This window comes from Nostoc sp. (assembly GCF_036917465.1).
GTDB lineage: Bacteria > Cyanobacteriota > Cyanobacteriia > Cyanobacteriales > Nostocaceae > Nostoc.
Genome location: NZ_JBALDL010000045.1, coordinates 1 through 24598, shown reverse-complemented (window position 1 = coordinate 24598; position 24598 = coordinate 1). Strand labels below are relative to the sequence as shown.

At 42.1% G+C, this 24598-nt stretch carries 21 protein-coding genes and 1 pseudogene; 11 read left to right on the top strand and 11 right to left on the bottom strand.

Features of this window, described 5'->3' with window-relative positions:
- Positions 1–22: 22 nt before the first annotated feature.
- The 7 genes from V7K38_RS09480 (at position 23) to V7K38_RS09450 (ending at position 6078) form a co-directional block, all read left to right on the top strand.
- Positions 23–520, top strand: coding sequence for a DUF29 domain-containing protein (locus V7K38_RS09480; RefSeq protein WP_334857281.1), 498 nt, complete (start codon positions 23–25; stop codon positions 518–520).
- Between the two features lie 41 nt (positions 521–561).
- Positions 562–1224: a hypothetical protein gene (locus tag V7K38_RS09475; protein WP_334857279.1), complete on the top strand. Its 663-nt coding sequence runs from the start codon at positions 562–564 to the stop codon at positions 1222–1224.
- A 55-nt stretch (positions 1225–1279) separates the two neighbouring features.
- Entirely contained in the window at positions 1280–2623 is a 1344-nt protein-coding gene (locus V7K38_RS09470) for a four-carbon acid sugar kinase family protein (protein WP_334857278.1), read from the top strand.
- A gap of 244 nt (positions 2624–2867) precedes the next feature.
- Positions 2868–3902, top strand: coding sequence for a septum site-determining protein MinC (gene minC, locus V7K38_RS09465; RefSeq protein ID WP_334857277.1), 1035 nt, complete (start codon positions 2868–2870; stop codon positions 3900–3902).
- Between the two features lie 289 nt (positions 3903–4191).
- Positions 4192–4998 (top strand): septum site-determining protein MinD, encoded by an 807-nt coding sequence (minD, locus tag V7K38_RS09460; RefSeq protein ID WP_334832052.1) that lies wholly within the window; start codon positions 4192–4194, stop codon positions 4996–4998.
- Positions 4999–5034: 36 nt separating this feature from the next.
- On the top strand, positions 5035–5325 hold the full coding sequence (gene minE, locus V7K38_RS09455) for a cell division topological specificity factor MinE (protein ID WP_323199038.1): 291 nt from the start codon (positions 5035–5037) through the stop codon (positions 5323–5325).
- A gap of 252 nt (positions 5326–5577) precedes the next feature.
- Positions 5578–6078, top strand: a complete 501-nt coding sequence (locus V7K38_RS09450) for a LabA-like NYN domain-containing protein (RefSeq protein WP_334857304.1) — start codon at positions 5578–5580, stop codon at positions 6076–6078.
- A 242-nt stretch (positions 6079–6320) separates the two neighbouring features.
- Here V7K38_RS09450 and V7K38_RS09445 read toward each other — a convergent pair whose 3' ends face one another.
- The 3 genes from V7K38_RS09445 to V7K38_RS09435 all read right to left on the bottom strand — a co-directional run bounded on the left by V7K38_RS09445 (position 6321) and on the right by V7K38_RS09435 (position 8606).
- Positions 6321–6620 carry a Txe/YoeB family addiction module toxin gene (locus V7K38_RS09445; RefSeq protein WP_334857274.1) on the bottom strand — a complete coding sequence of 100 codons (300 nt, stop codon included), beginning with the start codon at positions 6618–6620 and terminating at the stop codon, positions 6321–6323.
- Positions 6535–6894, bottom strand: coding sequence for a type II toxin-antitoxin system Phd/YefM family antitoxin (locus V7K38_RS09440; RefSeq protein WP_229467859.1), 360 nt, complete (start codon positions 6892–6894; stop codon positions 6535–6537). The genes V7K38_RS09445 and V7K38_RS09440 overlap by 86 nt, the downstream gene beginning before the upstream one ends.
- Positions 6895–7286: 392 nt before the next feature.
- Complete coding sequence (locus V7K38_RS09435) at positions 7287–8606, bottom strand: hypothetical protein (RefSeq protein ID WP_334857271.1); 1320 nt, start codon at positions 8604–8606, stop codon at positions 7287–7289.
- An 860-nt stretch (positions 8607–9466) separates the two neighbouring features.
- Here V7K38_RS09435 and fmt point away from each other — a divergent pair.
- Positions 9467–10498, top strand: coding sequence for a methionyl-tRNA formyltransferase (fmt, locus tag V7K38_RS09430; protein ID WP_334857270.1), 1032 nt, complete (start codon positions 9467–9469; stop codon positions 10496–10498).
- A gap of 253 nt (positions 10499–10751) precedes the next feature.
- Here fmt and V7K38_RS09425 read toward each other — a convergent pair whose 3' ends face one another.
- The 3 genes from V7K38_RS09425 to V7K38_RS09415 all read right to left on the bottom strand — a co-directional run bounded on the left by V7K38_RS09425 (position 10752) and on the right by V7K38_RS09415 (position 14523).
- Complete coding sequence (locus tag V7K38_RS09425) at positions 10752–12560, bottom strand: ABC transporter ATP-binding protein (protein ID WP_334857302.1); 1809 nt, start codon at positions 12558–12560, stop codon at positions 10752–10754.
- A 187-nt stretch (positions 12561–12747) separates the two neighbouring features.
- A complete protein-coding gene (locus V7K38_RS09420) occupies positions 12748–13878 on the bottom strand; it encodes an aldo/keto reductase (protein ID WP_334857268.1) in 1131 nt (376 codons plus the stop codon).
- Between the two features lie 147 nt (positions 13879–14025).
- Positions 14026–14523: a bifunctional nuclease family protein gene (locus V7K38_RS09415; protein WP_012406891.1), complete on the bottom strand. Its 498-nt coding sequence runs from the start codon at positions 14521–14523 to the stop codon at positions 14026–14028.
- Between the two features lie 340 nt (positions 14524–14863).
- Between V7K38_RS09415 and V7K38_RS09410 the strand changes: the two genes are divergently transcribed.
- The gene (locus tag V7K38_RS09410; protein WP_334857266.1) at positions 14864–15544 is read left to right on the top strand and encodes a riboflavin synthase; all 681 of its coding nucleotides are present in this window, start codon (positions 14864–14866) and stop codon (positions 15542–15544) included.
- A gap of 118 nt (positions 15545–15662) precedes the next feature.
- On the opposite strand, the gene V7K38_RS09405 is transcribed toward V7K38_RS09410, so the two are convergent.
- Positions 15663–17222, bottom strand: coding sequence for a M23 family metallopeptidase (locus V7K38_RS09405; protein ID WP_334857264.1), 1560 nt, complete (start codon positions 17220–17222; stop codon positions 15663–15665).
- A 90-nt stretch (positions 17223–17312) separates the two neighbouring features.
- Positions 17313–18131 (bottom strand): biotin--[acetyl-CoA-carboxylase] ligase, encoded by an 819-nt coding sequence (locus tag V7K38_RS09400; protein ID WP_334857262.1) that lies wholly within the window; start codon positions 18129–18131, stop codon positions 17313–17315.
- Positions 18132–18208: 77 nt separating this feature from the next.
- Between V7K38_RS09400 and pgeF the strand changes: the two genes are divergently transcribed.
- Entirely contained in the window at positions 18209–18994 is a 786-nt protein-coding gene (gene pgeF, locus V7K38_RS09395; RefSeq protein ID WP_334857260.1) for a peptidoglycan editing factor PgeF, read from the top strand.
- Positions 18995–19088: 94 nt separating this feature from the next.
- Here the strand turns inward: pgeF and V7K38_RS09390 are convergent, their stop codons facing one another.
- The 3 genes and pseudogenes from V7K38_RS09390 to V7K38_RS09380 all read right to left on the bottom strand — a co-directional run.
- Positions 19089–19541, bottom strand: coding sequence for a retroviral-like aspartic protease family protein (locus tag V7K38_RS09390; RefSeq protein WP_334857258.1), 453 nt, complete (start codon positions 19539–19541; stop codon positions 19089–19091).
- Between the two features lie 25 nt (positions 19542–19566).
- On the bottom strand, positions 19567–20604 hold the full coding sequence (gene csaB, locus V7K38_RS09385) for a polysaccharide pyruvyl transferase CsaB (RefSeq protein WP_334857301.1): 1038 nt from the start codon (positions 20602–20604) through the stop codon (positions 19567–19569).
- Between the two features lie 67 nt (positions 20605–20671).
- A pseudogene (locus tag V7K38_RS09380) lies at positions 20672–21006 on the bottom strand (helix-turn-helix domain-containing protein); the annotation flags it as partial.
- Positions 21007–21391: 385 nt separating this feature from the next.
- Between V7K38_RS09380 and V7K38_RS09375 the strand changes: the two are divergent.
- Positions 21392–24091 carry a TonB-dependent siderophore receptor gene (locus V7K38_RS09375; RefSeq protein ID WP_334857256.1) on the top strand — a complete coding sequence of 900 codons (2700 nt, stop codon included), beginning with the start codon at positions 21392–21394 and terminating at the stop codon, positions 24089–24091.
- The last annotated feature ends 507 nt before the right edge of the window (positions 24092–24598 follow it).

Genomic DNA, 24598 nt, shown 5'->3' with positions numbered 1-24598 from the left:
ATAGTAGGAGTTCAGGTAGTGTATGGTCAAATCAATAATACAATCAACAACTCAAACCTTATACGACCAAGATTATTACCTGTGGCTGATGACAACTATAAACCAACTTCGTACTGGTCAGTTTTTATCTGTGGATTTAGATAATTTGTTAGAAGAATTAGAAACTATGGGTAGAAGCCATAAGCGAACAATTGAAAGTTTATTAATTAAGCTTCTTGAACATCTACTAAAACTAAAGTGCTGGGATAATGAACGAGAACGTAATCAAGGATATTGGAAAGGAGAAATTAGGACTTTTCGCAGAGATATAAAAAAAGCTCTTAAAGATAGTCCTAGCTTAAAGCCTTACATTTTAGAAATATTTGACCAATCTTATCAAGACGCAAGGAAAGAAGCAAGCGATCGCTCTCAACTTTCCATTGACATATTCCCTTTGATACCCATTGGTTCTTTAGAACAAATCTTAGATGAAAACTGGTTTCCTGAATATAACCACAATCATCAAGCCAAACCCGATTAAAATAAATACGCAACTCGCGCTTCCTCAAGGAGTATCAATCCGTGCAGCCGGACTTAATAGGCTTGGAAATTAGTAAGGGGGAATTGAGACGTTTGACTGGATTCGATCCTGAAGACGTTTTCCGTCCCTCTGTTTTGCGAGATAGCAAGAAGCGATTAGGGTTTTTCCTCAATGAAATGCTGGTGACGCTGGCGCTAACACCCATAATTGTGGGCTTTATTTATGCATTTATTATTCTGCCAACAATTGGTTCTTCAATTCGACTAGGAATTCTTTTACTAATTTTAGTGCCAATACCGATATTAATGGGGCGATGGCTGTGGCGACAATTGACCTGTCCCGAAGGACTGACAATACTTTTAGATGAAGTTGATAAATATCATGACCTGATTAGCGCTATAGATATTAATGACCAATTGGCAGCATCAGGAAACGTAGAAAGCAGCATCCATGACCGAGATAAAGTCACCTCTGCCCTGCAACTGATTAGAGAAGATTTAGTCCGTGCTTTGAAAACGGAACGAATTTTGCGGGATAATAAAAAATTGCTTGCTAATAACCAAGAGTTATTTGTGAATAATTTAGCCAGTCTGGAAGCTTTACAACTTAGTAGTCAAGCAGGCGAATATGCTCAACTACTAAATCAATCATTGCAAATTGCGATTGATGTGCAAGCAGAAATCAGAAAATTGCACAAAGGCTGAGTAGAGTTTTTCTTGACTGATGAATTTCCTAAAAACAATCGCCCCGTTGACTTAAATGAGCAACAAACCCAAAATAATTGTCCTGGATGATGACCCTACAGGTTCTCAAACAGTCCACAGCTGCTTGCTGTTAATGCACTGGGATGTGGATACTTTACGCATTGGATTGCAGGATGATTCGCCGATTTTCTTTGTGCTGACAAATACTAGATCCCTAACGCCAGAGTCAGCTGCATCTGTCACCAAACAAGTTTGCCAGAACCTGAAAATCGCCTTGGATGCTGAAGGAATTGAGGATTTTCTCATTGTTAGCCGTTCTGATTCTACTTTACGAGGGCATTATCCTGTTGAAACTGATGCGATCGCAAAAGAACTCGGCCCCTTTGATGCTCATTTTCTCGTCCCAGCATTTTTTGTTGGCGAAGCCTCTCAAGGAGAGGGTGGACGCATCACCCTCGACAGTGTGCATTACTTAATTATTGGCGGTGTCCCCACCCCAGTCCATGAAACCGAATTTGCCCGTGATTCCGTCTTCAGCTACCATCACAGTTACTTACCCAAGTATGTTGAAGAAAAGACTCAAGGACGAATTAGTACCGAAGGTGTAGAAAGGTTTCTCATAGCCGATATTCGCGCTGGTACTTTGGAACGCTTGTTAAAACTTAATGGTAATCAGTGTGCTGTTGTCGATGGTGAAACTCAAGACGATCTCAACCGCTTTGCAGTAGACATATTAGCAGCAGCAAGTCAAGGAAAACGCTTTCTGTTTCGCAGTGCTGCAAGTATTTTAACGGCTTTGGCCGCTTTACCACCCCAACCCATTGCCGCCGAAAAAATGGCGCAGTACGTGCGTCAAGGCAAACCAGGTGCGGTGATTGTTGGTTCCCATGTGAAAAAGACTACTCAACAGCTAGAGGCGCTATTGCAAGTAGAGGGAACTGTGGGAATCGAAGTAAATGTGGCGCGATTACTTGATGATGCAAATCAATCTACGGTTCTGCTAACGGAAATTCAGGAAAGTACACGCGCGGCACATGAAGCGGGCAAAACACCTGTAGTTTATACTAGCCGTCAGGAACTGAATTTTAAAGATGTCAACACCCGATTGGAGTTTGGGGCAAAAGTTTCAAGTTTATTGATGGATATTGTACGTGGTTTACCGTCTAATATAGGATTCTTAATTAGCAAGGGTGGCATTACCTCAAACGATGTCTTGAGTACTGGACTAGCTTTAACTTCAGCCCGTTTACTCGGTCAAATTTTAGCTGGTTGTTCAATGGTGTTAACCCCATCCGATCATCCCCAGTTTCCTGATTTGCCTGTGGTGCTGTTTCCAGGTAACGTTGGTGATGCTGATGCCTTGGGGACAGTTTATCAAAGGTTGACTAAACAATCTTGAGTGTTGAGTGACGATCGCAATTCTGAACTAGACCCTTTCTGCTAGAAGATAATTTTTTACGTAGACCCAAAGCGGCTTGCTAAAGACTACCGCAAAGAACGCAAAGGAAGATATAAGTCATCTTATGGCGAGAAGGGAGTAATCTATGCTCCGCATTTTCTGGTCTGACGATGTTGTTGGATTTTCCAACTGATCTAATATTGGTAATGATTCGGAGTGTCCTTTGTCTTTTGGCTAGTACTGCATGACTTCTGATTCTGCAATTCCCAATCTAAAGTCAAATTCTGCACTTCCTAATGCAGAATCAAACTCTATCCTTTCGGAGGTAGAGGTAAATCCTACTGTTTCTGATGTAGAGTCAGATCCTATCCCCCCTGATGCGGAGTTAAAATCCGTCCTCCTTTATTTAAAATCAAATACTGTCCTTGGGGATGTAGAACCAAATCCTGCTAACCCAGATGTAGAGTCAAATCCTGATACCGCATCAGATGATTTTATCCTGACTGATTCAAATCCCAATGAGTCGGCAGTATCAGGGTATCGCGTAAATGACAATACTCAAGTCCAGATAAAAAGTAAGGAGGGACGACTTTTATTAATTTTGCCCCCAGAATCTCAAGTGTCTGCCTCAGAACTCAGTTGGTCTGATATTTGGCAACAAATCAGGCAACGCCTGAATGCAGGCGATCGCTTCCGTGTATCTAACACACCTGTGCATCTCATGGCACAAGACCGCTTAGTAGATGCCAGACAACTCCAAGAACTCGCCGAGGCTTTAAGTGAAGTCGAACTGCGGCTAATGTCCGTCTCCACAAGTCGGCGGCAAACTGCGATCGCAGCCGTCACATCCGGCTATTCTGTAGAACAATTACAGCCCGTAACTTCCCTAAGTACAGAACCAGAAGCTACAGCTACACCCCAGGCAGATGCCCTTTATCTAGAAACAACAGTCCGCTCTGGAGTAGAAATTCGTCATCCTGGGACAGTAATTATCTTGGGAGATGTAAACCCAGGTGGTATTGTAATTGCAGATGGAGACATCATTATCTGGGGTCGTCTACGTGGAATTGCTCATGCTGGGGCCGGAGGCAATCGTGAGTGTCTGATTATGGCTTTGCAAATGGAACCTACCCAATTGCGGATCGCTGATGCTGTAGCTAGGGCCCCAGAAAAATTACCGATGCAATTTTCTCCAGAAGTGGCACATATTATGCCTCAAGGGATTCGCATCGCTAGGGCTAGTGATTTTTCCAGAAACCAATTTACTAAGAGCAATTAGCAGCCCTGAATATTTACCTAAAAGATGAAGAATATGAAGGATGAAATATAGCGGTTTTCATGTAGATGGAATACACTACTCTAATGCCTTTCCCCAAGCGTTATGTATTTCACACGACTGAGCGTAGATGCAAAGCAGCTTGTCGCCAGACATCGCAATAAAAAAATATTCATCCTTCGCCCGAATCAGGGAGATCAGATATTTCTTCATACTTGATACGATACTTCATACTTTATACTGCAATTTACAGTTTTATATTTCCTGAACCCTCATTGACCGCATTTCTATCATGACTCGCATTATAGTGATTACCTCCGGTAAAGGAGGAGTGGGTAAAACCACAGTTTCAGCAAATCTGGGCATGGCTTTAGCCAAAATGGGTCGTCAAGTTGCCTTGGTTGATGCGGATTTTGGTCTGAGAAATTTGGATTTGCTGCTAGGGCTGGAAAACCGCATCGTCTATACTGCGGTGGAAGTCTTGGCCAGAGAGTGCCGCTTAGAACAAGCCTTGGTGAAAGATAAGCGCCAACCCAATCTTGTACTCCTGCCGGCAGCCCAAAATCGCTCCAAAGATGCAGTCACACCAGAACAAATGAAGTTACTGGTGAATGCCCTAGCCCAAAAGTATCAGTACGTGATCATCGATAGCCCCGCCGGTATTGAAAATGGGTTTAAAAATGCGATCGGCCCGGCAAAAGAGGCGCTAGTTATCAGCACGCCTGAAATTTCTTCAGTTCGTGATGCCGATCGGGTCGTTGGGTTACTAGAAGCACAAGGTATCAAGCGTGTTCATTTAATAATTAACCGCATTAGACCCGCAATGGTGCAGGCAAATGATATGATGTCAGTGCAAGATGTTCAGGAACTTCTCGCCATTCCCCTGATCGGGGTAATCCCTGACGACGAGCGTGTTATTGTATCTACCAATCGCGGCGAACCCTTAGTGTTAGCTGATAATCCATCTTTAGCTGCAACAGCCTTTGAGAACATTGCTCGTAGATTAGAAGGGGAAAGTGTCGAATTTCTGGAGATCGACTCGTCCCAAGACAGCATCTTCGCCCGTATACGAAGGTTGTTCAGGACTAAGATTGTTTAACTTACTTTTCCAGTCTCCGCGCCAGACCTACTTGTAATGATTGAACTTCTAGAAAGACTTTTTTCTCGCGGCCCTGATAGCAGTCGAACTCAAGTTAAACGTCGCCTGCAATTGGTGATTGCTCACGATCGCGCTGACTTAGATCCTCAAACGTTGGAAAAAATGCGGAAAGAAATCCTAGATGTAGTCTGTCGCTATGTCGAAATTGAGACAGAGGGCTTGGAGTTCTCCTTAGAAAGCAACCAACGAACTACAGCTTTAATTGCTAATTTGCCCATCCGCCGAGTCAAAGGAGCCATCCCTGAATGGGAAAGGGGTGATAAATAAGTCTTTATTAGTTTTAATCTTAGAGGATCTTTTAAAAGTCGATGTAGGTCAAAAATTATACGATTCGCTACAGTTACGGCTCGTTATGAAGCTATGAGTATTGCTAAATATAGGGACATTGGTTGCTGTAATTAATGGGTTATACAGCGACTTTTTAGAGGAATAGGACAACAGGCGAACGCTTTTGAGTTAAGTGTTACAAAATAATCAACTAAGGGTACACTAGTCTTGTCCAACAAGCTACGTAAATAAATACGAGTATCCCTTTTCTTAGATGGTGCAAACTTCTTCTATATGCAGAGAGATTGTTTGAGGTGGTGGGCAGACCCAAAGAAAATTTTGGATTTTGTAAGAACAAAAGGCGAATTGGTTGATGCGTTTTATTATATGGGTGTAGATGCTCCTCCAGTAGCTAAACAGGAAGGTTACTTAAAAGCATTGCCAACTATGGGCTATACATTGGTCACAAAAACTTTAAAGAATATTCTGCTTTCTGATGGGACTACAAAACAAAAAGCAAACTTAGATGTCGAAATAGTGCTAGATATGTTTAACACTATTGATCATTATGATATGGCTGTTTTAATCAGTGGTGATGGTGATTTTGAACGCCCCCTTCAGCTTCTAAGGGCAAGAGGCAAACGCTTTTTTGTTATGTCAACAAATGGTATAGTAGCAGAAGAAATTAGATCCGTGGCAGGAAGTCACTATATTGATTTTTGGGATATACGCACTCTGGTTGAGAAGCAATAAGCAAACTGATTTCCTTATCACTCTTCTAATTAGCTGAGTATTTATACAAAATTAAATTAACATAAATATTTTTGCATACCCACTTATAACTCAGCCGCTAGGATTTTGAGGATGGCTTGTCACCAAGTAGATATTTTTGGAGTGTTGGAAGTCTTAGGCGATGCCTACGGCTGCAAGCTACGCAAAACTAAATAATGGTACTTATATTTTGGGATAATAAATAGTTAATAATAATAACGAGCTTATAAAAAATTTATTTCATCATCTTTTACAAGATATACAATTCTATGTTCTTGTGTTAAACGGCGAGACCAAGTATTAGGATCTAAATATTTTAAAGGTTCGGGCTTACCTTTCCCCTTAAAAGGATCTCGGCAAGTCTCTTTGACAAGATCCAAAACTTTAAGGGTAACTCGTTGATCATTTTCCAGCCCAAATTTTAAGTCTTCTAAAAATTCAGGTTGAAATACTGTTTTTCTTTGCTTTGGAGTTGCTGGAATTTCTTGTTTTGATTGGTTTTTGAGGTTCTTCTTTTTGGTCAAATCCTAACTCCTTACTAAGCTCATCCAAGCTTTGAGATTTCACAACTCCTGATTTAGCTCGATTTAAAGCTGTTAGCAAACGTTCAGCGTTACGGGGAGAACGTAAAAGATGAGCAGTTTCTAGAATACTAGAAAGTTCATCAACAGCTATTAAAGCTACATTTTCAGCATTACGACGTGTAATAATTACAAAATCGCGTTCTGAAGTAACTTTCTGGCACAGTTCAGACAGCTTTTCTCGTGCTTGCGTGTAAGTATAACTAGCAGAAACCATAAGTATCAAAAGTTCCGTTTTTACTTGTAAATTGAATTAAGTACATTCTCGCTTAACCTGTACACAAAGTCTGTACAGGTTGATGCTTTTCTCGTAACATAACAGAAATTGATAAAGTAAAATTTTCAAAAAACCTGGTCAAGCAATTCTGACTAATTGGGGTCAAAAGTATTGTAGGCTGTGGATTACAGCGTCTACAGTCTAAGCTAGACTTTCTCCATTTTTGGGCAATGCTTAACCTGACGTTGAAACCTTTGTGGGACAGTAGTTTTACTTTTGAGAGGGCAAGATAAGATACCCACCCCACAAGAATCATCCCTATTTTATGCAGCGCCAAAAAAATCCCGTTGTCGCCAGTGACGACAACGGGAGTATATAAAATATTTAATAAATTATCGGTAAGCAACTTGTGGGCCTGCCCAAATTTCTGTAACCTTTTTACCAAAAGTAATGGGCTGATCGTCATCTGTTGTCGTTACAGTCTTGCCATCATTAGCAACTTGCATTAAAGGCCAGTTTTCCTCGCCCAATTCACCTGCACGAAACAACGCACGATCTGGTTGGCTTTTACTCCAACCTAACAACACGGCAATTTTTTCATGTTCTTCCTGACTAACAGGAGCAACTGTATTAGCCTGATTTTTTTGCCGATCCCAAATCACTGCACTATCTGTAGAATCGCCTGTGTTAAATATACCTTCAAACTTGCGTGCTAAAAAGCGATCGCCTTTTTCTGACCAGCTTACTGGAACTAATACCCCAATTTTGCCACTTGTCTGAGTTTCTTCTGACGACGCACCCTTTAAAGCCTTTACCTTTAATAAAGGATCGCTAACAGGAGTAGTTGAAGCCATTACCCACAACTTCTTAGTTTGCATATCTTGGACAAAGAGAACGCTAGTAACACGGCTGTTGTACATTTCGGGTTTTACTTCTAGTTGCACCCGGCTATAAACAGCATATTTACCATCTGGAGAAACTACAGGTACGCTGCGGTAGTGACGAACTCCAGAACCACCCTTGGAAGCAATTGCTTCTTGAGTCGTTGTAATCCATTTCCAAGGAATCGGATGAGGACTACCAATGGGATCTATTTGTTCTGCTTGGGACTCATTAACTGGTTCCACAACACGTATTTCAGTCGTTGTGGTTGGTTGTGATTCTCTAATAGTTGGTGCTACTTGAGTTGCTGTTAATGATTCAGTTAAAAATTTTTCTCTCAAAAGAGAATTTTTTGTTTCTCCCAAAGACTTGATATTAGCGGCTTTGAGTTTTTGTACTAAATTAAGCTGACTAACAGGAACATCTGTTAATGGTGCGAGTTCAACTGCTGCCAAAGTATCAGGAACAGTTAAATCGCTGTTTGAGAAAGAACTATCTGCTTGAGCAAAGGAATGAATTTTATCTGCTGGTAATACTTGCGGTTCCTGGACAGCAGGACTTTGTGTTGGTATAGAGTCAAATTCTTCTGTTAAAGAGTCAATTTGATCTGTTTTTAATATTTCAGCGTTCTCAGGTTCCCCAACTACAGCTATTTCCTTTGGTACAGAGTCAGAATCTCCAGTCATCGAAGTTAGTTTAGCTACTTCGGATTTTACAGGGAACAAGTGAGCCGATGCCCCTAGCAAGGGTGCAATCAGTATCACAACGACAACGTAATTGAGAAATGGTTGTGCGCGGAACCATCCTGACAGCAAAAGGGCTTTAAGCATTTGTAGACTCTCTAGAGGGGCGGTTGCTATGTGAGAAGCAATACCTATGCAGCAATGGGGCAGGCAGTAATTATATGTATAACAATAAACTAAAAACTTTGACGAGATATTCCTTTCAAAGTTTGCAGAGTTTTACAAAAATTAAGTATCATTGTCCACACCTTTTCTTACTCAGGTACTGAATATTTTTTTGCAAAAATATGAGAGTATAGTAAATATGCTGAGAACTCAGTAATTACTACACGATATTTAATCTTGCTATTGCTATACTTGACTACACCAAAAATAGGTATTAGTCAAGGAACGTGCAAGTTATAGTTGAGGCGATGACGCTGGCAATCAAAAATGAAATAACCTAGTTATTGGGGATCGTACTAGCGATCGCTAGTACACAAAAAACAACCCAGATTACACACTCAATATAACAGCGCAAACCCTCAAAATGGTAAATGTGAGGCGTTACGTGAGAATTGGGGAAAGCAGAAGCATAATAAATCATACTCAGAAAAAACTGCTGTCAGCAACCCAAACTATAAATTGCAATCTCAACTACAAAAATAGCTATAAGACGCAATAGTTTCTCAGAAACCAAACTGCACTTAATTCCAATTTGGGCAAAACAATCGGGAACACAACAAAATTTACTTGGTAGATGCTCTAGCGGCTCGTGACGAAACACCACTAAACGATTAGGTTCACCAAAGGCAGATCGAGTTTATGCTACCTGTTACACTTGTCAACTTAACTATTAAGTTAAATTTTGCAGCCTTTTGGTTTGACTAATACGAAAATATTGTACCACCAAACAGCCGATATTATTTACCATTAACTAATGACTAACGATTAACAGCTAATTATTAATGAAAATTGTATTTTTTGGTACACCCCAGTTTGCTGTGCCCACTTTGGAAAAGTTATTGAATCATTCGGAATTTGAGGTATTGGCAGTTGTTACTCAACCAGATAAACGCCGGGAACGGGGAAATAAACTTACACCAACACCTGTAAAAGCGATCGCTACTGCTCACAATTTACCAGTATTCCAACCAGAACGGGTGAAAAAAGACACTGAAACTTTAACCAAACTCAAAGAATTAGACGCAGATGTGTTTGTTGTTGTCGCTTATGGACAGATTTTATCGGCAAAAATCTTAAAGATGCCAAAATTGGGCTGCATTAATGTACATGGCTCGATTTTACCCAAATATCGCGGTGCAGCACCGATTCAGTGGTGTTTGTATAACGGTGAGAGTGAAACGGGGATCACAACCATGTTAATGGATGTGGGGATGGATACCGGGCCAATGCTACAAATAGCCACTACACCTATCGGATTACTGGATAATACTCAAGATTTAGCTTTCATACTAGCTGCGCTCGGTGGAGATTTGTTGGTGGAAACTCTGCTGAAGTTGGAACGCCAGGAAATTCAACCAATTCCCCAAGATAATTTGTCAGCTACTTATGCACCTCTGATTCAAAAAGCAGATTATGGTTTGGATTGGTCAAAAAGCGCTATCCAATTACACAATCAAATTAGAGGCTTTTACCCTAACAGCACGGCTACCTTTCGTAACAACTTGTTGAGAATCACCGCTTCGGCTCCCCTTGGTTGTGTAAGCGATGTCTGGCGACAAGCCGCTCCGCGTCTACGCAATCTGCCACCAGAATTACAAGAATTAATTCACAAATTGCCTGATTTGTCAAATGCATCAGACATACCAGGAGTTGTAGTGAGCATTGTCAAAGGAATAGGGGCGATTGTCCAAACTGGGGAAGGTTTGTTGCTGTTACGAGAGGTTCAGCTAGCTGGGAAACGTCCCCAGTCAGGATGGGATTTTGTTAATGGAACCCGCTTAACTCTGGGAGAAGTTTTTGGTGCAGGAAGTTGAGAGGATGTTTGAAAAGTCCTCTCGTTGGTAGCAAAACATTTCAGATCCCCCTAAATCCCCCTTAAAAAGGGGGACTTTGATTTGGGTTCCCCCCTTTTTAAGGGGGGCTAGGGGGGATCTCTAAGTGCCTAAAATCACAGCCAAATACTTTTCAAACAACCTCTTAGGGGAAGTTAGTCAGATGAGTGGCTAGGTGCTTTGATAGAATGAGCGATCGCTATCTCAATTCAAAAGTAACTCCTAGCCCTATTTGCTATTGATAACCGGCTGCTTGCAACATAAACAACTTGGCATAACGTCCGCCTAGCTGCAATAATTCTTTGTGAGTTCCTTCTTCTATAACTTCCCCGTTTTCTATTACTAAGATTTTGTCAGCCATTCGTACCGTCGAGAAGCGATGGGAAATCAAAAGTACCATCTGATTTTGAGTAATAGCGCGAAAATGATTAAAAATCTCAAACTCAGCTTGAGCATCGATTGCTGATGTTGGTTCATCTAATACTAAGATATCTGCTTGCGATCGCATAAAAGCACGAGATAAGGCAATTTTCTGCCACTGTCCCCCAGAAAGTTCCTGTCCTCCCTTAAACCAACGCCCAAGTTGAGTCTGGAAGTTTTGGGGTAATTGATCAATAAAAGATTGCGCCATGCCTTTTTCAGCAGCAGTTTGCCAAAGGGTTTTATTTTCAAGATGTTCTACATCACCCACACCAATATTCTCCCCCACAGTAAACTGATAGCGGACAAAGTTCTGAAAAATCACACCAATCCGACGACGCAGCACATCCACATCCCATTCCTGCAAGTCCAAGCCATCTAAGAAAATTCGCCCAGAGTCGGGGGTGTAGAGTCGGGTAAGTAGTTTAATTAAGGTAGTTTTACCGGAACCGTTTTCACCGACAATTGCTAGTTTCTCTCTGGGTTTCAAATGCAGCGAAATGTTTGTCAACGCTGGCTTAGAACTTCCTGGATAAGTAAATGATACGTTCTCAAAACGAATACCATCTTGAGGATTTAAACCAATGGTTGCGTTACCCCAAGACTTTGGTACTTTCTCTTCAAGGAAATCATAGAGATTTGATAAATATAGGTTATCTTCATACATCCCTCCAATAGAAGTGAGGGCGTTAGAAAAAGTAGATTGTCCTTGGCGAAAAACGGTGAGATACATTGTCATATCTCCCAAAGAAATCTTACCTCGCACTGTTTCCAGCACAATCCAAGCATAAGCTAGGTAAAATGCACCTGTACTAACTAAACCCAGGAGATAGCCCCACACTCCTCGCCGCAGAGTCAAATCGCGGTCTTCGCCATAAAGTTGATCGAATAGGTTGCGATAACGTCCTAGCAACATCTCTCCCAACTGGTAGAGTTTGACTTCTGTGACAAAATCTTCCCTTGCTAAGAGATTTTCTAAGTAGTTTTGTTGACGAGTTTCTGGCGCACGCCAACTAAACAAGCGAAAGCCTTCTCCAGCAAATTTAGTTTCAGCAATGAATACAGGCATAGCTGCCAAAATTAGTACTACCACCGCCCAAACTGAGAAATTTACTAGTAAAATACCGTAGGTGAACAGAGAAAGAGCATTCTGCACTAACCCAAAGGTGCGGTTTACTAAGGAAAGGGGACGAACTGATGCTTCTCGTCGCGCATTGGTCAATTTGTCATAAAATTCCGAGTCTTCAAACTGCCTAAGATCCAGTGTCAGCGCCTTTTCTAAGATGAGTACATTCACTCGCTGACCCAGTAGCGCCCGCAATAACGATTGACAAATGATGATTCCGCGTTGACCACCTGCTAGTAGAATTACAGCGATCGCTTCTAATCCTACATAAAATAGAGACGGATAAATATTGACAAAACCATTGTTTTGTGAATTAACTTGAGATGCAAATACCACTGCATCAACAATTAACTTACTGATGTAAGATATCGCCGCCGGTAAAAGACCAGCAACTATTGTTAAACTCGCTAGAAGAATAGTAAGCGATCGGCTAGTAGTCCATACTAAGCTTAAAGCCCGTCCACTATAGCGGAAAACCGTCAGCGATTGCCGTAGGATATTTCTTTTTTTTTAATCTTCATCTTTTTTTTAGGCGAGATACCCCTGGTTCAGAGAATCTTCCTGACTCTATTTAATCTCTATATATAAATTTTACATTTTTATCGGCTTACGTGATAACCGTAAAACTTGAATCTTACTCTTCAACGCTAGCAGGGAAGGGTCTGGGGATTACGTCTGTATTCTGTCAACCCCACAATCTCCTACCGGCTTTTTCACTTAATCTTTTATGAGTATCTTCCAACAAAGCTGGAATATCTAACTTTTCTGGACACCGAGGTAAACAGTCGCCACATTCTGTACATCGGTTGCCTTTCATGCCAGGGAACCAGTGACCAGCATTTTCAAACATACCGTAACGATATTGTCCATAATCTTTCATATCGTATGCTATTGCAAGATTACGTAACCGCAATACCTCTGGAATATTGATATTTTCTGGACAGGGCAAACAGGCATAACACTGGCTACATTTATCAGTTTTTAAAGCAACTTTTTGCTGATTTTCTAATCTCTGGAAAGCAGAATTTTCTGCTGATGTTAACTCTCCATTATCGTCAGCGATTCGCAAAGGTTCCTTTAATTCATCTGGGTTGGCTGGGCCGATACTCAAAGTACTAATACGGTTGTCACTAAGTAAAAATCGATAACTCAAATCTAAGGGTAAATACGGATAACATAGGTCTTTTAGGGTTTGAGGTGGCGTATACAACTGTCCTCCCTTGTCAGCAGGGGAAATAATGAAAATACCCATATCCTTTTGGGCAGCTAGCTGAATAGCTGGTGCGTGCCGTTGAAAAAAATAGTAATAATGTAGATTGACAAACTCAAATAAATTTGTCTTGATAACTGCCTGAATTAGCTCTAGTGACCCGTGGCTGGAAAAACCAACGTGTCGCACTCGACCATCAACAACAGCTTCCTCTACGGCTTGTATACAACCATTTTTGGCTTGCACCCACTCCAAATGTTGCCAAGTATTCAAGCCATGAATGCCTAAGCAATCTAAGTAATCTAGCTGTAATCGTTCTAGGGATTCGTCGATGTACCTACGCATGGTGTCAGCGTCTGCTGTGGCTGAGATTTTGGTAGTGATATAAAGCTTCGTTCTGGATACTGACAACCCAGCTTTTAACGCCCTACCAAGATACTCCTCGCTTTTGCCGTAACCTCTAGCGGTTTCTAGATGATTAATTCCTAACGCCAAGGCTTTTTCAATGGTTTGATGAGCATTTTCAAAAGAAGCCAAGTAGCGCATTGTTCCCAAGGAAAAAACCGAGAGGCGCAGATTCGTTTTCCCAAAGCGTCGATATTGCATAAATTCATTTCTGAGTAGTGAGTGCTGAATTCTAAGTAGAAATACGATTAATATTGTCTCTACAGGAGTGAAAAAGAAAGAATAAAGAAATTTATTTTATTTTCTAGATTCTCTATTCTTTCTCAGCACTCAGCATTCAGCCCTCTTTTAGCTGTCGCCATTACCAAAGCGCTTGATCAAATCTTCGGGACGGAGATTAGAAATAAATTCACGGAAGGCTTGCTGTTCGGCTTCATCTGCATCGCGATCAACAGGTATAGAAGCATCCGCAATTACTTCTTCCATTACCCAAATGGGGGTATTTGTACGGAGGGCAATGGCGATCGCATCGCTAGGACGCGCGTCAATTTCCTTTTTGACTTCGCCTTGCTGAACAATTAAAGCTGCATAAAATGTGTCCTTTTGGAGGGAATGAATGATCACTTTTTCTAGAGTCATATTCCAAGTCTCTAGAAGATTCACAATCAGATCGTGCGTTAAGGGTCTGGGAGGCTTCTGATTCTCCAGCGCACCCATAATTGCCCTAGCCTGTTCCTGACCGATGTAAATTGGCAAAGCCCGCCGATCTGAAGAATCTTTCAAAAGGACGATCGGGCTGCGGGTTATGGCATCTAATGCGATGCCGGCAACTTTCATTTCAATCATTGCCTAAGCCTCTACAATGCTTTGAGAGCCTTGGTCGCCGTGTAACAAATAGTACCCCTTTTTGGGCGGCTTGGTGACAGTAATAAACATAAGCATTCGTTCTCTATAATTGCTTCTATTAAACTCCGAACTTGGGGTGAAAACCAGAGTAAGTCAAATTGGTCTTCTTAGACAATAACCTTCTTACCCAAGTATGCCTTGTGAAGGATGCTAATGTGTTAATATTCCTATACGAAAAAAAGTCAGAAAATATACTTGGATGTTCGACATTTCTGTGACAATTACCAATTCATTTCAGGCAAATTTAGGCAATAAATAGAGTTAGTTTGACAAAAAAGCCGTGTTTACAGGATTAATCCAAGCATTAGGAACGATGGAACCCTTGGGGGGCGATTCTTGGCAAATTACTTGTGCAAGCCAGTCGGGTGAAGTAATTATGCAAGATTTGGCTTATGGTGACAGTGTTGCTGTCGATGGTGTTTGCCTGACAGTAGAACAAGTTTTAAAAGACGGGTTTATCGCCACTGCTTCACCGGAAACGCTACGCCGCACGACGTTAGGAGGTGAGCAAACACAACAGAGATATGTCAATTTAGAAGCGTCGCTAAGGGTAGGCAGTAAAGTTGGCGGTCATTTTGTAATGGGTCATGTAGACGGCATTGGTCGATTGCTAGTGTCAGAACAAACGGCTAGTTCTTGGGAAATGACTTTTATTGCATCTGATGCGATCGCCCGGTACATTGTCCCCAAAGGTAGCATAGCCGTTAATGGCATCAGTCTCACAGTAGCCGCTTATGAGCCAGAAGTGTCCCAATTCAAGGTGGCAGTAATTCCCCTCACTTATGCCGAGACAAATCTTCGTTATTTGCTTTCTGGAAGCTTGGTGAATCTAGAAGGGGATATTCTCGGCAAATACGTCGAAAAATTCCTTTATTCTGGCAACCCACATACCACAGCCCATGATGACAATAGTATAGATGGCATTACACCCGCATTCTTAGCAGAACACGGGTATTTGTAATTGGGCATTGGGAATTGGGAATTGGGCATTGGGCATTGGGAATTGGGAATTGTTATTCTTTTCCTGTCCTTTGCCTCTCATCTCCCAGTCCCCAGTCCCCAGTCCCCAGTCTCAAACCTCAGCTACCTGGTTGTTGGCTTACCTGAGCGGTTTGCGAGCCTCTTACTAACTGGCTGAGGGCGCTTTGTAATTCCACGCCTGGGTCAGTAGCAACCCACCCGTTCGCTGTTAGGTGGCGGACTTCAAAGTGCAGGTGAGGCCCTGTGGAATTTCCGGTGCTACCAACTAGACCAATGACAGTTCCAGGTTGTACCAACTGACCAGGTTGAACAAGGATTTCTGACATGTGACCGTAGAGAGTTTGTTCAGCAGATTTGTGATTGAGGATAACGGTTAAACCATAACCACCAACCCAGTTAGCAGTTTCAACTTGACCAGCAGCAGCTGCCAAAACTGGTGTTCCCGTAGGCGCACCTAAGTCTGTACCAGCATGGAAGCGTTGATTACCTGTGATTGGGTGAACTCGCCAACCAAACAATGAAGTAATGGGAGCGGGAATAGATAATGGATACATCATTCCCGTACCACTATAGGCGACTACCCCAGTGTAGGGAATTTGCGGCAATACTGATGCTAGTGAAAAGTCGTAAGCGACATTGCTGGGACGGGGTGCAATGTTGCCATCTGCCATTGGTGGCGGTAAAGTCCCGCCACTGGGTGCGATGGGAGTTGCACTCACTCTTGTGGGGCTGAACTCGCTGGGATTGGGGATAAATCGATTCGGGCGATATGCGGTTTTGGTGTCACCACTATAACCATTTTGAGTGGCACGCCATCTACTCGTGTTCCCAGTAGTTGCAACTTGCCGCCCGGTTAGTGGAACTACTGGTAATTGGGCGTTTTGACTTCTTCTCAGCCAAGTAGGTGCTACTTTACCATTAGAATCAGCTACACTCCTTTGGGGTGCTTTGGCGCAAACGCCGCCTAACACGCTTTGCCCTGACGGTAAAATGGCTCGGCAACCACTGGAGCGTTCTGTGAGAATTACGGAATTTGGTGCTTGATAAGTACCTGTGGTACCACTGTCATAACTATTAGGATCAATATAAGCGTTATTATAATCCTTGGTTTTCCCTGACATTGCAGTAACAGGGCTGTTAGAGTTATTTGATGGTTGAGCAACTTCTGGAAGTTTTTCAGGTAAAGAGCGGGCAGGAGTATTGGGTTTTTCTTGTCTCACCCTTACAGGAGTAACCTGGGAGGCTTCTACCTTGGGTTTTGCCTGTCTGATAATCACAACAGGTTCAGCAGCTTCGATTTTGGGCGTAGATTGCCTAACTGGTTCTTTTGATTGAGCAACCTCTGGCTGACGCAATCTCTGTTTGAGTCTGGCTCGCCGTTGGGAAAATTCCGGTTGCGCTTGAACGCCTTCGGGTGCAACAGCCTGTTTTTTAACTGGATTTGTAACTGCTGTTGGCTGGGAAGTTTCAACAGTCGGAACGATATTATCTACTTGTGTTTCCGTTTGGGCAAACACAAAGCCGCCGCTAAGGAGGCTAACGCTACTCAGCCAGCAGAGGCTCTGGGCTGGTAGCGTTGAGGCAAAACGTTTTTTTGTTAGACCTTGCTGCCATAAGTAATGCAAACGATGTGGGGCAGAATTATTGCGCTGCGTCATTTGTTCTCTCAGTTGTGTGTAATTAGCCTAAAGAGATGATGCTAGTGGTTTGTCTTGCCCAAAGAGCGAAATTTTGAACAAACCTCAAATTTAAACGGAAGATTTATGGTACCCCAAACTGATTGTACCGGGTTGAATATAAATTTCCGGTGTAATTAGTTCCTTTGTATCATGTGTTTCTAAATCAACTCGTAAATTTCCTTGAGGAGTCACTCCAACTACTGTACCTGAAAGATTATTGACATACACCCGATCGCCCATGTTTGTAAGCAAATCTAGATAGCCAGACAAGAGTATGCTTACTCCTTCTTGCCAAAGGCACTCCATACCGGATTCTATTCCCAGCAAAACGGTAGAGGTGAGCATTTCCAGACAAGAAATTGGTCTGAAATCTTGCAAAGCTTGCCACGATTCCAGATTTATTCCAGTTTCGGGTACTGGATTTGTCCAGTTAATACCAACACCAATTACTGCTTGGGTAATTTGTCCTTTGTTTACTTTGGTTTCTGTCAAAATGCCGCCTAGTTTGCGACCATTTAAAACTAAATCATTGGGCCATTTTATCCCAACATCTATACCGCGCTGGCGCAATTGAGACGCAATTCCCCAAGCAGTTGCGAAAGTTAGCTGGTAGCTGTCAGTAGCCTCTATTTTTTGGTCAAAAGAAATCGCCACAGAAACATATAATCCCCCAACTGGAGAAATCCACTCGCGTCCCCATTGTCCGCGCCCAGCAGATTGGACAGTTGCGATTACTACTGTTCCTGAAATTGCCCCTTGGTTGAGTAAGTTCCAGAGGGTTTGGTTTGTTGAGGCGACGCTTTCAAAAAAGTGGAGGGAAAATGGTAAATATGTATACTTACGGCCTGCTTTCAAGGCCGCTTCCAAGTTTTGCAGATTAAATCCCACAGCAGTTAACCCAAATTCCGTTGTTCAAGTTAGCATTGATTGGCTGATGAGTGATTTCTGTTTAGGTTTGGTTGAAGATGCACACTTGGCACTGGCGCAATTCGGAAGGACTGCCTTTTCTAACTTGTAGTATTCTGGAACATTGGGATCACGGCTTCTTTACCCAGCAGTTTTGGCCGCGATCGCCACAAGTTATCACAGAAGTATTGCAACCAGAGGCATCAGTCTATCGCTTAAAGCAGGTTCATGGCAATACTGTTCTCACCCCTCAAGAAGTTGAAAGCTTCTTAAGCTCTGCTGAGGAGGATTTAGCATCGGCGGATGGTTTAATCAGCGAACAGCCAAGACAAGCCGTTTGGGTAGCTAGCGCAGATTGTACACCCGTGCTAATTGGGGATGTGAAAACTGGACAAGTAGCAGCATTACACGCTGGTTGGCGGGGGACTGCTCAAAAAATTGTGCCTCTAGCGATCGCTAGACTACAATCTCAAGGCAGCAAACTTGATGATTTACGCATTGCGTTGGGCCCGGCGATCGCTGGTGAGGTCTACCAACTCTCTATGGAAGTGGCTGCTGAAATCGGGGCTAGTATTATATCACATAATGATGAACAAAAAATCATTCAAGCATTACATGAATTACCAAATTCACCCTTACTGGCAGATCCCAATCCGGGAAAGGTAAGGTTAGATGTGCGGCGAGTGAATACCTTACAACTGGAAAATTTGGGGATTAGTGCAGAACAAATTGCGATCGCACCTTATTGTACTTTCCAAACTCCAGAGCATTTCTTTTCTTATCGTCGGGAGAAAGAGAAAAAAGTGCAATGGTCAGGAATTGTTAGCGGTAAAACGAGTAACTAGTACAGCACGGTGTAAATAATCCACCCATTTAAAATCGCTAGACACCCTACAAAATCAGTGTTCTTTCTTTCTACTTTTGCCTTGTTGTACTAGTCTATATTCTCATTACAGGATAGTTAGGATGTTCAGGATTTGGGAGAAGTCGCTGATTTCTACAATCCACCAATAAATCCAGCGTTTCTAGAACCGTCTGTCCAATCAGAACTATATTGCCTGTAACTAATGTAGCTTCGGTAGTTTCGCGTCCTGCCAATTCAATAATTACAGGTTCAGTTACGCCTATAGATTCTTCACTCCCATTGGCGTATTGAGCAATTTGCTTTCCTCGAATTCTCAAACCAAGTTGCTCAACAATAGACATGGGTAGTACAGTACGTACTGCCCCAGTGTCTACTAATGCTTCTGTTTCATACATCCGTAGCATATTTGGATTGAGCATTCCTCGACTGACAAGCGCTTCATCAATGGCATTAGTGAGCTTGACTTTGACTCGAACTGCACCCATCTGTTCATTGCTAGCAAAATTGGCACGATTGAGATTTACCATAATCTGTGTATTTTTGGGAAATTATTTAACTCAAAGCTTCACCCAATAACTCACGATGCAGTAAAGCACCATCCACTAAAGATTGAATTTTATCTGATGATAACGGATCACCATTAGCATAATGCTCCATCCAAGTCAAACTAATCAAATTGGGATCGTCGGGTAAACTTGACAAATCCCACCCAGGCATTTCTAAATCTTCCATGAGACGATTTACTTTGGGATCATAACTGAGAGCAAAGCAACGACAACCTTCAGATGCAGCCATGATCAAGCTGTGTAGGCGCATCCCAATTGCCATTTCTACGCCGCGAAACACACCTTTCAAAAGTTGTGGATCTGACAAACACAAAATCTTGCTGACATCTTTAAGGTGTGGTTGAATGGCTTCGGCAATACTTAAGTCTTCACTCTTTTGAAACGGTAGTAGTAGAATAAAAGCCTGTGTAGCTTTTTGAAAGTCAACTAAAGCACGGGTTAAGTTTGCCAGACGTGTTTCTGTAAGTTGGGGATGCGATCGCAACGTTACCGCAACTCTCGGCGCAGGTAAATCCCAAAGTCCTGGGACTGGTTTAGATTCCAACGCCCAAACCGGATCGGGAGCTATAATACAAGGGATTTGCCAATCAGATAATAAAGCAGCACTGGCGCGATCGCGGACACTAACTTTAGTACAATTAGCAAAGGTTTGCCTTGCTAACCAACGAGTTTGCGGACGTACTAACGGGCCAATACCTTGCGCCCAAGCAATAGTTTTCAAACCCATTTTCTGAGCTAATGCCATCAGTCCCCCATAATAAAATGGGCTGATAGTACTGGTAACATCCTGAATAAGACTCCCGCCGCCCCAAATCAAAGCATCGCCAGAGCGTAAAGCTTGTAGTACAGGTAAGGGAGCCATGCGATCGCAAGTTTCTACATTATAGCGATCGCGCGTTTCCTCTGGATTACCCGAAAGTACCACAGGTGTTACGTAAGATGGTAACATTTGCAAAAGCGTTGCTAACAAAGCCTCGTCACCACCATTACCTTTACCGTAATATCCAGACAATAACGCCCGCATCTTGACCATTTTAGATTAACAACTTTTTTTATACAGAATATCTATCATTGCTACAGATATAGCAATCCTAAGTCATTCGTGAGAAAACACCATATTCATCAAGCTTAGGAAAGTCAAAAATTTGACAATCAATTGCCAATTCAAATAAACCCTTAACAACAGAGAAAGAATGATAGAAAAAGTAAAATTCTCGAATATCTTTTTTTAAGCTACGTGTTCTGCCTCATATTTGGGATTATGAGCTTGAGTTTTTTTCCAACTAATACGTGCTTCCTTAAATAAATCATAGTAGCTTTGCTTAGACTCAAAAGCAACCCCATACTTCGATGCAATATAGTACTCGAATTTATTAAGAGTCCATGATTCTTTTGTTCTGGTGTTTAGACTAAGCCATCTAAAAAGACCCAGCAAGGCTGAGTTAATCAGGCGTTCGGCGATCGCCCCCATAAACCCCTGCGCTCTTATCTTGCACCTGAATATATTTCTTTGGTCTGATAATCTTGCAGTCTCACCTTTTCTTTCTTTTTCAGCAAACCCCAATTAGACAGCTAGGGCTAGGGCGGTAAACTACGCAGTTAATCAAGGTGGACGCAGAGTAGGTGCTGTCACCGTGAGTCTGGATGTTTGGAATTTGGACTTACCCGAATTTTTAGAAATGCAAACGACCAAATTTTTAATAAAAAATATTCTTAATAACCTAGAACATATAAAGTATAAATATTGAGAATTTAACTAAATCTTGCCCGCTTGATTACAGCAGACGGGGAAAAGGCGTGTGGGTGAACAGATGAAACTAAGGCTATTACTTCAATTTTTCTTACTTCTAGGCTCTTTTTGGAGCTTATTGACACATTTTGCTAATGCAGAAGAGAGACAGATATCTAGTCAGACCAATAGTGCAATTGCAAGTATTAATCAACAATCAAGCTTATTGAGTGCAGGACAGCCCATTGAGCCAACTAGAGAGATTCGGCAACTGAGTGAAGTAAATCTGCCGCTCAAGAGTGCAGATACACTTGTGCAGTCACCAACACTAAACTCACCGCCTGCAAATGAAATCATCGAAGTGACATCGGTCAAGGTCAATGGCACAGATAAAGGTGTAGAAGTGATTTTAGTCACTTCCAAAGGTCAGCAGTTGCAAGTATCGAATCGCAATGAGGGAAATAGTTTTGTTGCTGATATTCCTAACGCACAACTACGTCTACCCAATGGTGATGCATTCACATTCCGATCGCAAAAACCTGTTGTTGGGATTAGTGAAATAACAGTTATTAATCAAGATAGTAATACTATCCGACTGACGGTTACAGGTGAAACGGGTGTGCCATCTGTAGAGTTATTTGATAGTGATGAAGGCTTGATATTCGGATTGAAAACTGTTGCATCTTCGGCACAAACACCACCCACTCCACCACAACCAGAGAATCAAACCCCATCAGAGAAACCATCGGGACAAACTGATGAACCGATTGAACTGGTAGTGACAGGTGAGCAAGACGGTTATCGTGTCCCCAATGCTACCTCTGCGACCAGAACTGATACCCCAATCCGGGATATTCCGGCATCTATTCAAGTGATTCCCCAACAGGTGATTAAAGATCAGCAAGCTACTCGCTTGGATGAAGCACTTCGTAATGTGAGTGGTGTCACATTTGCGGGAAATAATGACAATCGAGGTATTCGGTTTAGTTTGCGAGGGTTTGGTGCACAGGCATATTCAGGTAGTGTTCCTGTGTTGCGAGATGGCTTTAGGGTATATGGAAGTCAGGGATTTCCAGAACTTTCCAATTTGGAGCGGGTTGAAGTTCTCAAAGGGCCAGCTTCTATTCTCTACGGCGAGATTGATCCAGGGGGTGTAGTTAACCTAGTTTCCAAGCAACCACTAGCTGAACCATTTTTTGAAGCTGAACTGCAAGTAGGTAGTCAACCATTTGTGCGTCCTCGCTTTGATATTTCCGGCCCATTAACAACCGATGGTAAGGTTCTTTATCGACTGAATGCTTTGTACCAATATAGTGAGAGCTTTCGGAACTACGACAACAATCTCGACCACTTCTCTATAGCACCGATTGTTACCTGGAAAATAGACGATCGCACTAACTTAACTTTCAACTTGGAATACACCAAAGATAGAGGCCCTGCCGACTTTGGTATTGTTGCCTCGAATGATGGAATTGTTAACGTTCCTCGTACTCGCGTCAGTAATAATCCTAACGACACTATCGAGAATACTTACCTCAGCGTTGGCTACAATTTAGAGCATAAATTTAGCGACAATTGGACAATCCGCAACGCTTTTCGGTATCTGTATTACAGCTACGATTACAGTCCTTTAGCACTGCCTTTAAGTTTTGATGGCACAACAGGATTATTGACTCGTTACTTTGCCGATCAAGACGACACCATAAAAGATTACTCACTTCAGACGAATGTAGTTGGAAAATTAACTACAGGTTCCATTAAGCATAATCTTGTAGTAGGTGTTGACCTTAATAATAGTGACGAGAGCGCTACGACTAAGTTTGGTTTTGGGAACCCAAATACTATTAATATTTTCAATCCTGTTTATAGTCCTGAACCCGATCCAAGTACATTAGCTGTTTTGAGTAACACTAGTACCAACACCAAGAGACTCGGTGTCTACGCACAAGATCAGGTAACGCTACTCGATAACTTGTTTTTACTAGCAGGATTTCGCTACGACACTGTAGATCAGACAGTAACTAATAATAGAAATAGTAGCGAGACATCGCAAAGCAATGATGCCATATCACCTAGATTCGGAATTCTTTATCGAGTGATCCCAGAATTTTCACTCTACGCTAGCTATTCGCGATCGTTCAATCCCAACACAGGAACAACAGCAAGTGGTTCTCCTCTAGAACCGGAAACAGGAGAAGGTTACGAAGTGGGTGTGAAAGCAGATTTGCTCAGAAGCAAACTCTTCGCAACTTTGTCATACTTTGATATAACAAAGCAAAATGTTGCTGTTGCCGATCCTGCTAATTTTGGCTCCTCTGTTGCTACCGGCGAACAACAAAGTCGAGGCGTAGAACTAGATATTACTGGGGAAATATTACCCGGATGGAATATCATTGCCTCCTATGCTTACACGGATGCTGAAGTTACAAAAGACACAAATCTCAATTCTGTTGGCAGCAAATTACCAGGTATTCCCAGACACAGCGCAGGTTTGTGGACAACTTATGAAATTCAAGCTGGTAGTTTGCAGGGTTTAGGCTTTGGACTGGGATTTAACTATGTAGGCGAACGAGAGGGTGGATTACCAAATACTTTTCAAGTTGATAGTTACTTTGTCACCAATGCAGGGCTGTTTTATCGCCGCAATAATTGGCGATTTGGTTTGAATTTTAAGAATCTGTTCGATGTCAATTACATTGGAACCGTTAGTGATAACCCAGTCAGAGGCAATGATTTCGGCGAACCATTAACTGTAATTGGTTCGGTAACATTTCAATTTTGATGGAAAGCTTTGATGAATTAACAATTAGTAATGACGTTACGGATGGGGGATTTAGACCTCACCTGTAACGGCACGACAGAGGTCTCTTACTCTGACCCAAATGGCACGCTTATTCGTTGGCGTAGCCTAAGAAGAGAAGAGGCTGTGCTATCGATTTAATTACGAATTAGTAATTATTTAGGATTTACACATTGACATAAAACACCAAGTATAGATGATTGGAAAAAACAGATACGTCGTAGGGGCAATTCATGAATTGCCCCTACGATACAGGTCTATTTACCATCAATGAAAAACCTGAAACCACGTATTTACGTTAATTCACACCATAAGTACTTTGTACAGTGCGTAAGTCCTATTATTGTTGAGGTTAGCCATGAAATTCCGTAATTTGGTGTTAAAGCTGCATAGTTCCTCACCGTTCGCGTAATCGAGGATGGATTTGATGAAATTAAGGATGTGTGAACAAGGGGAGGAAGAAAAACAGGCGATCGCTACGACTTACCA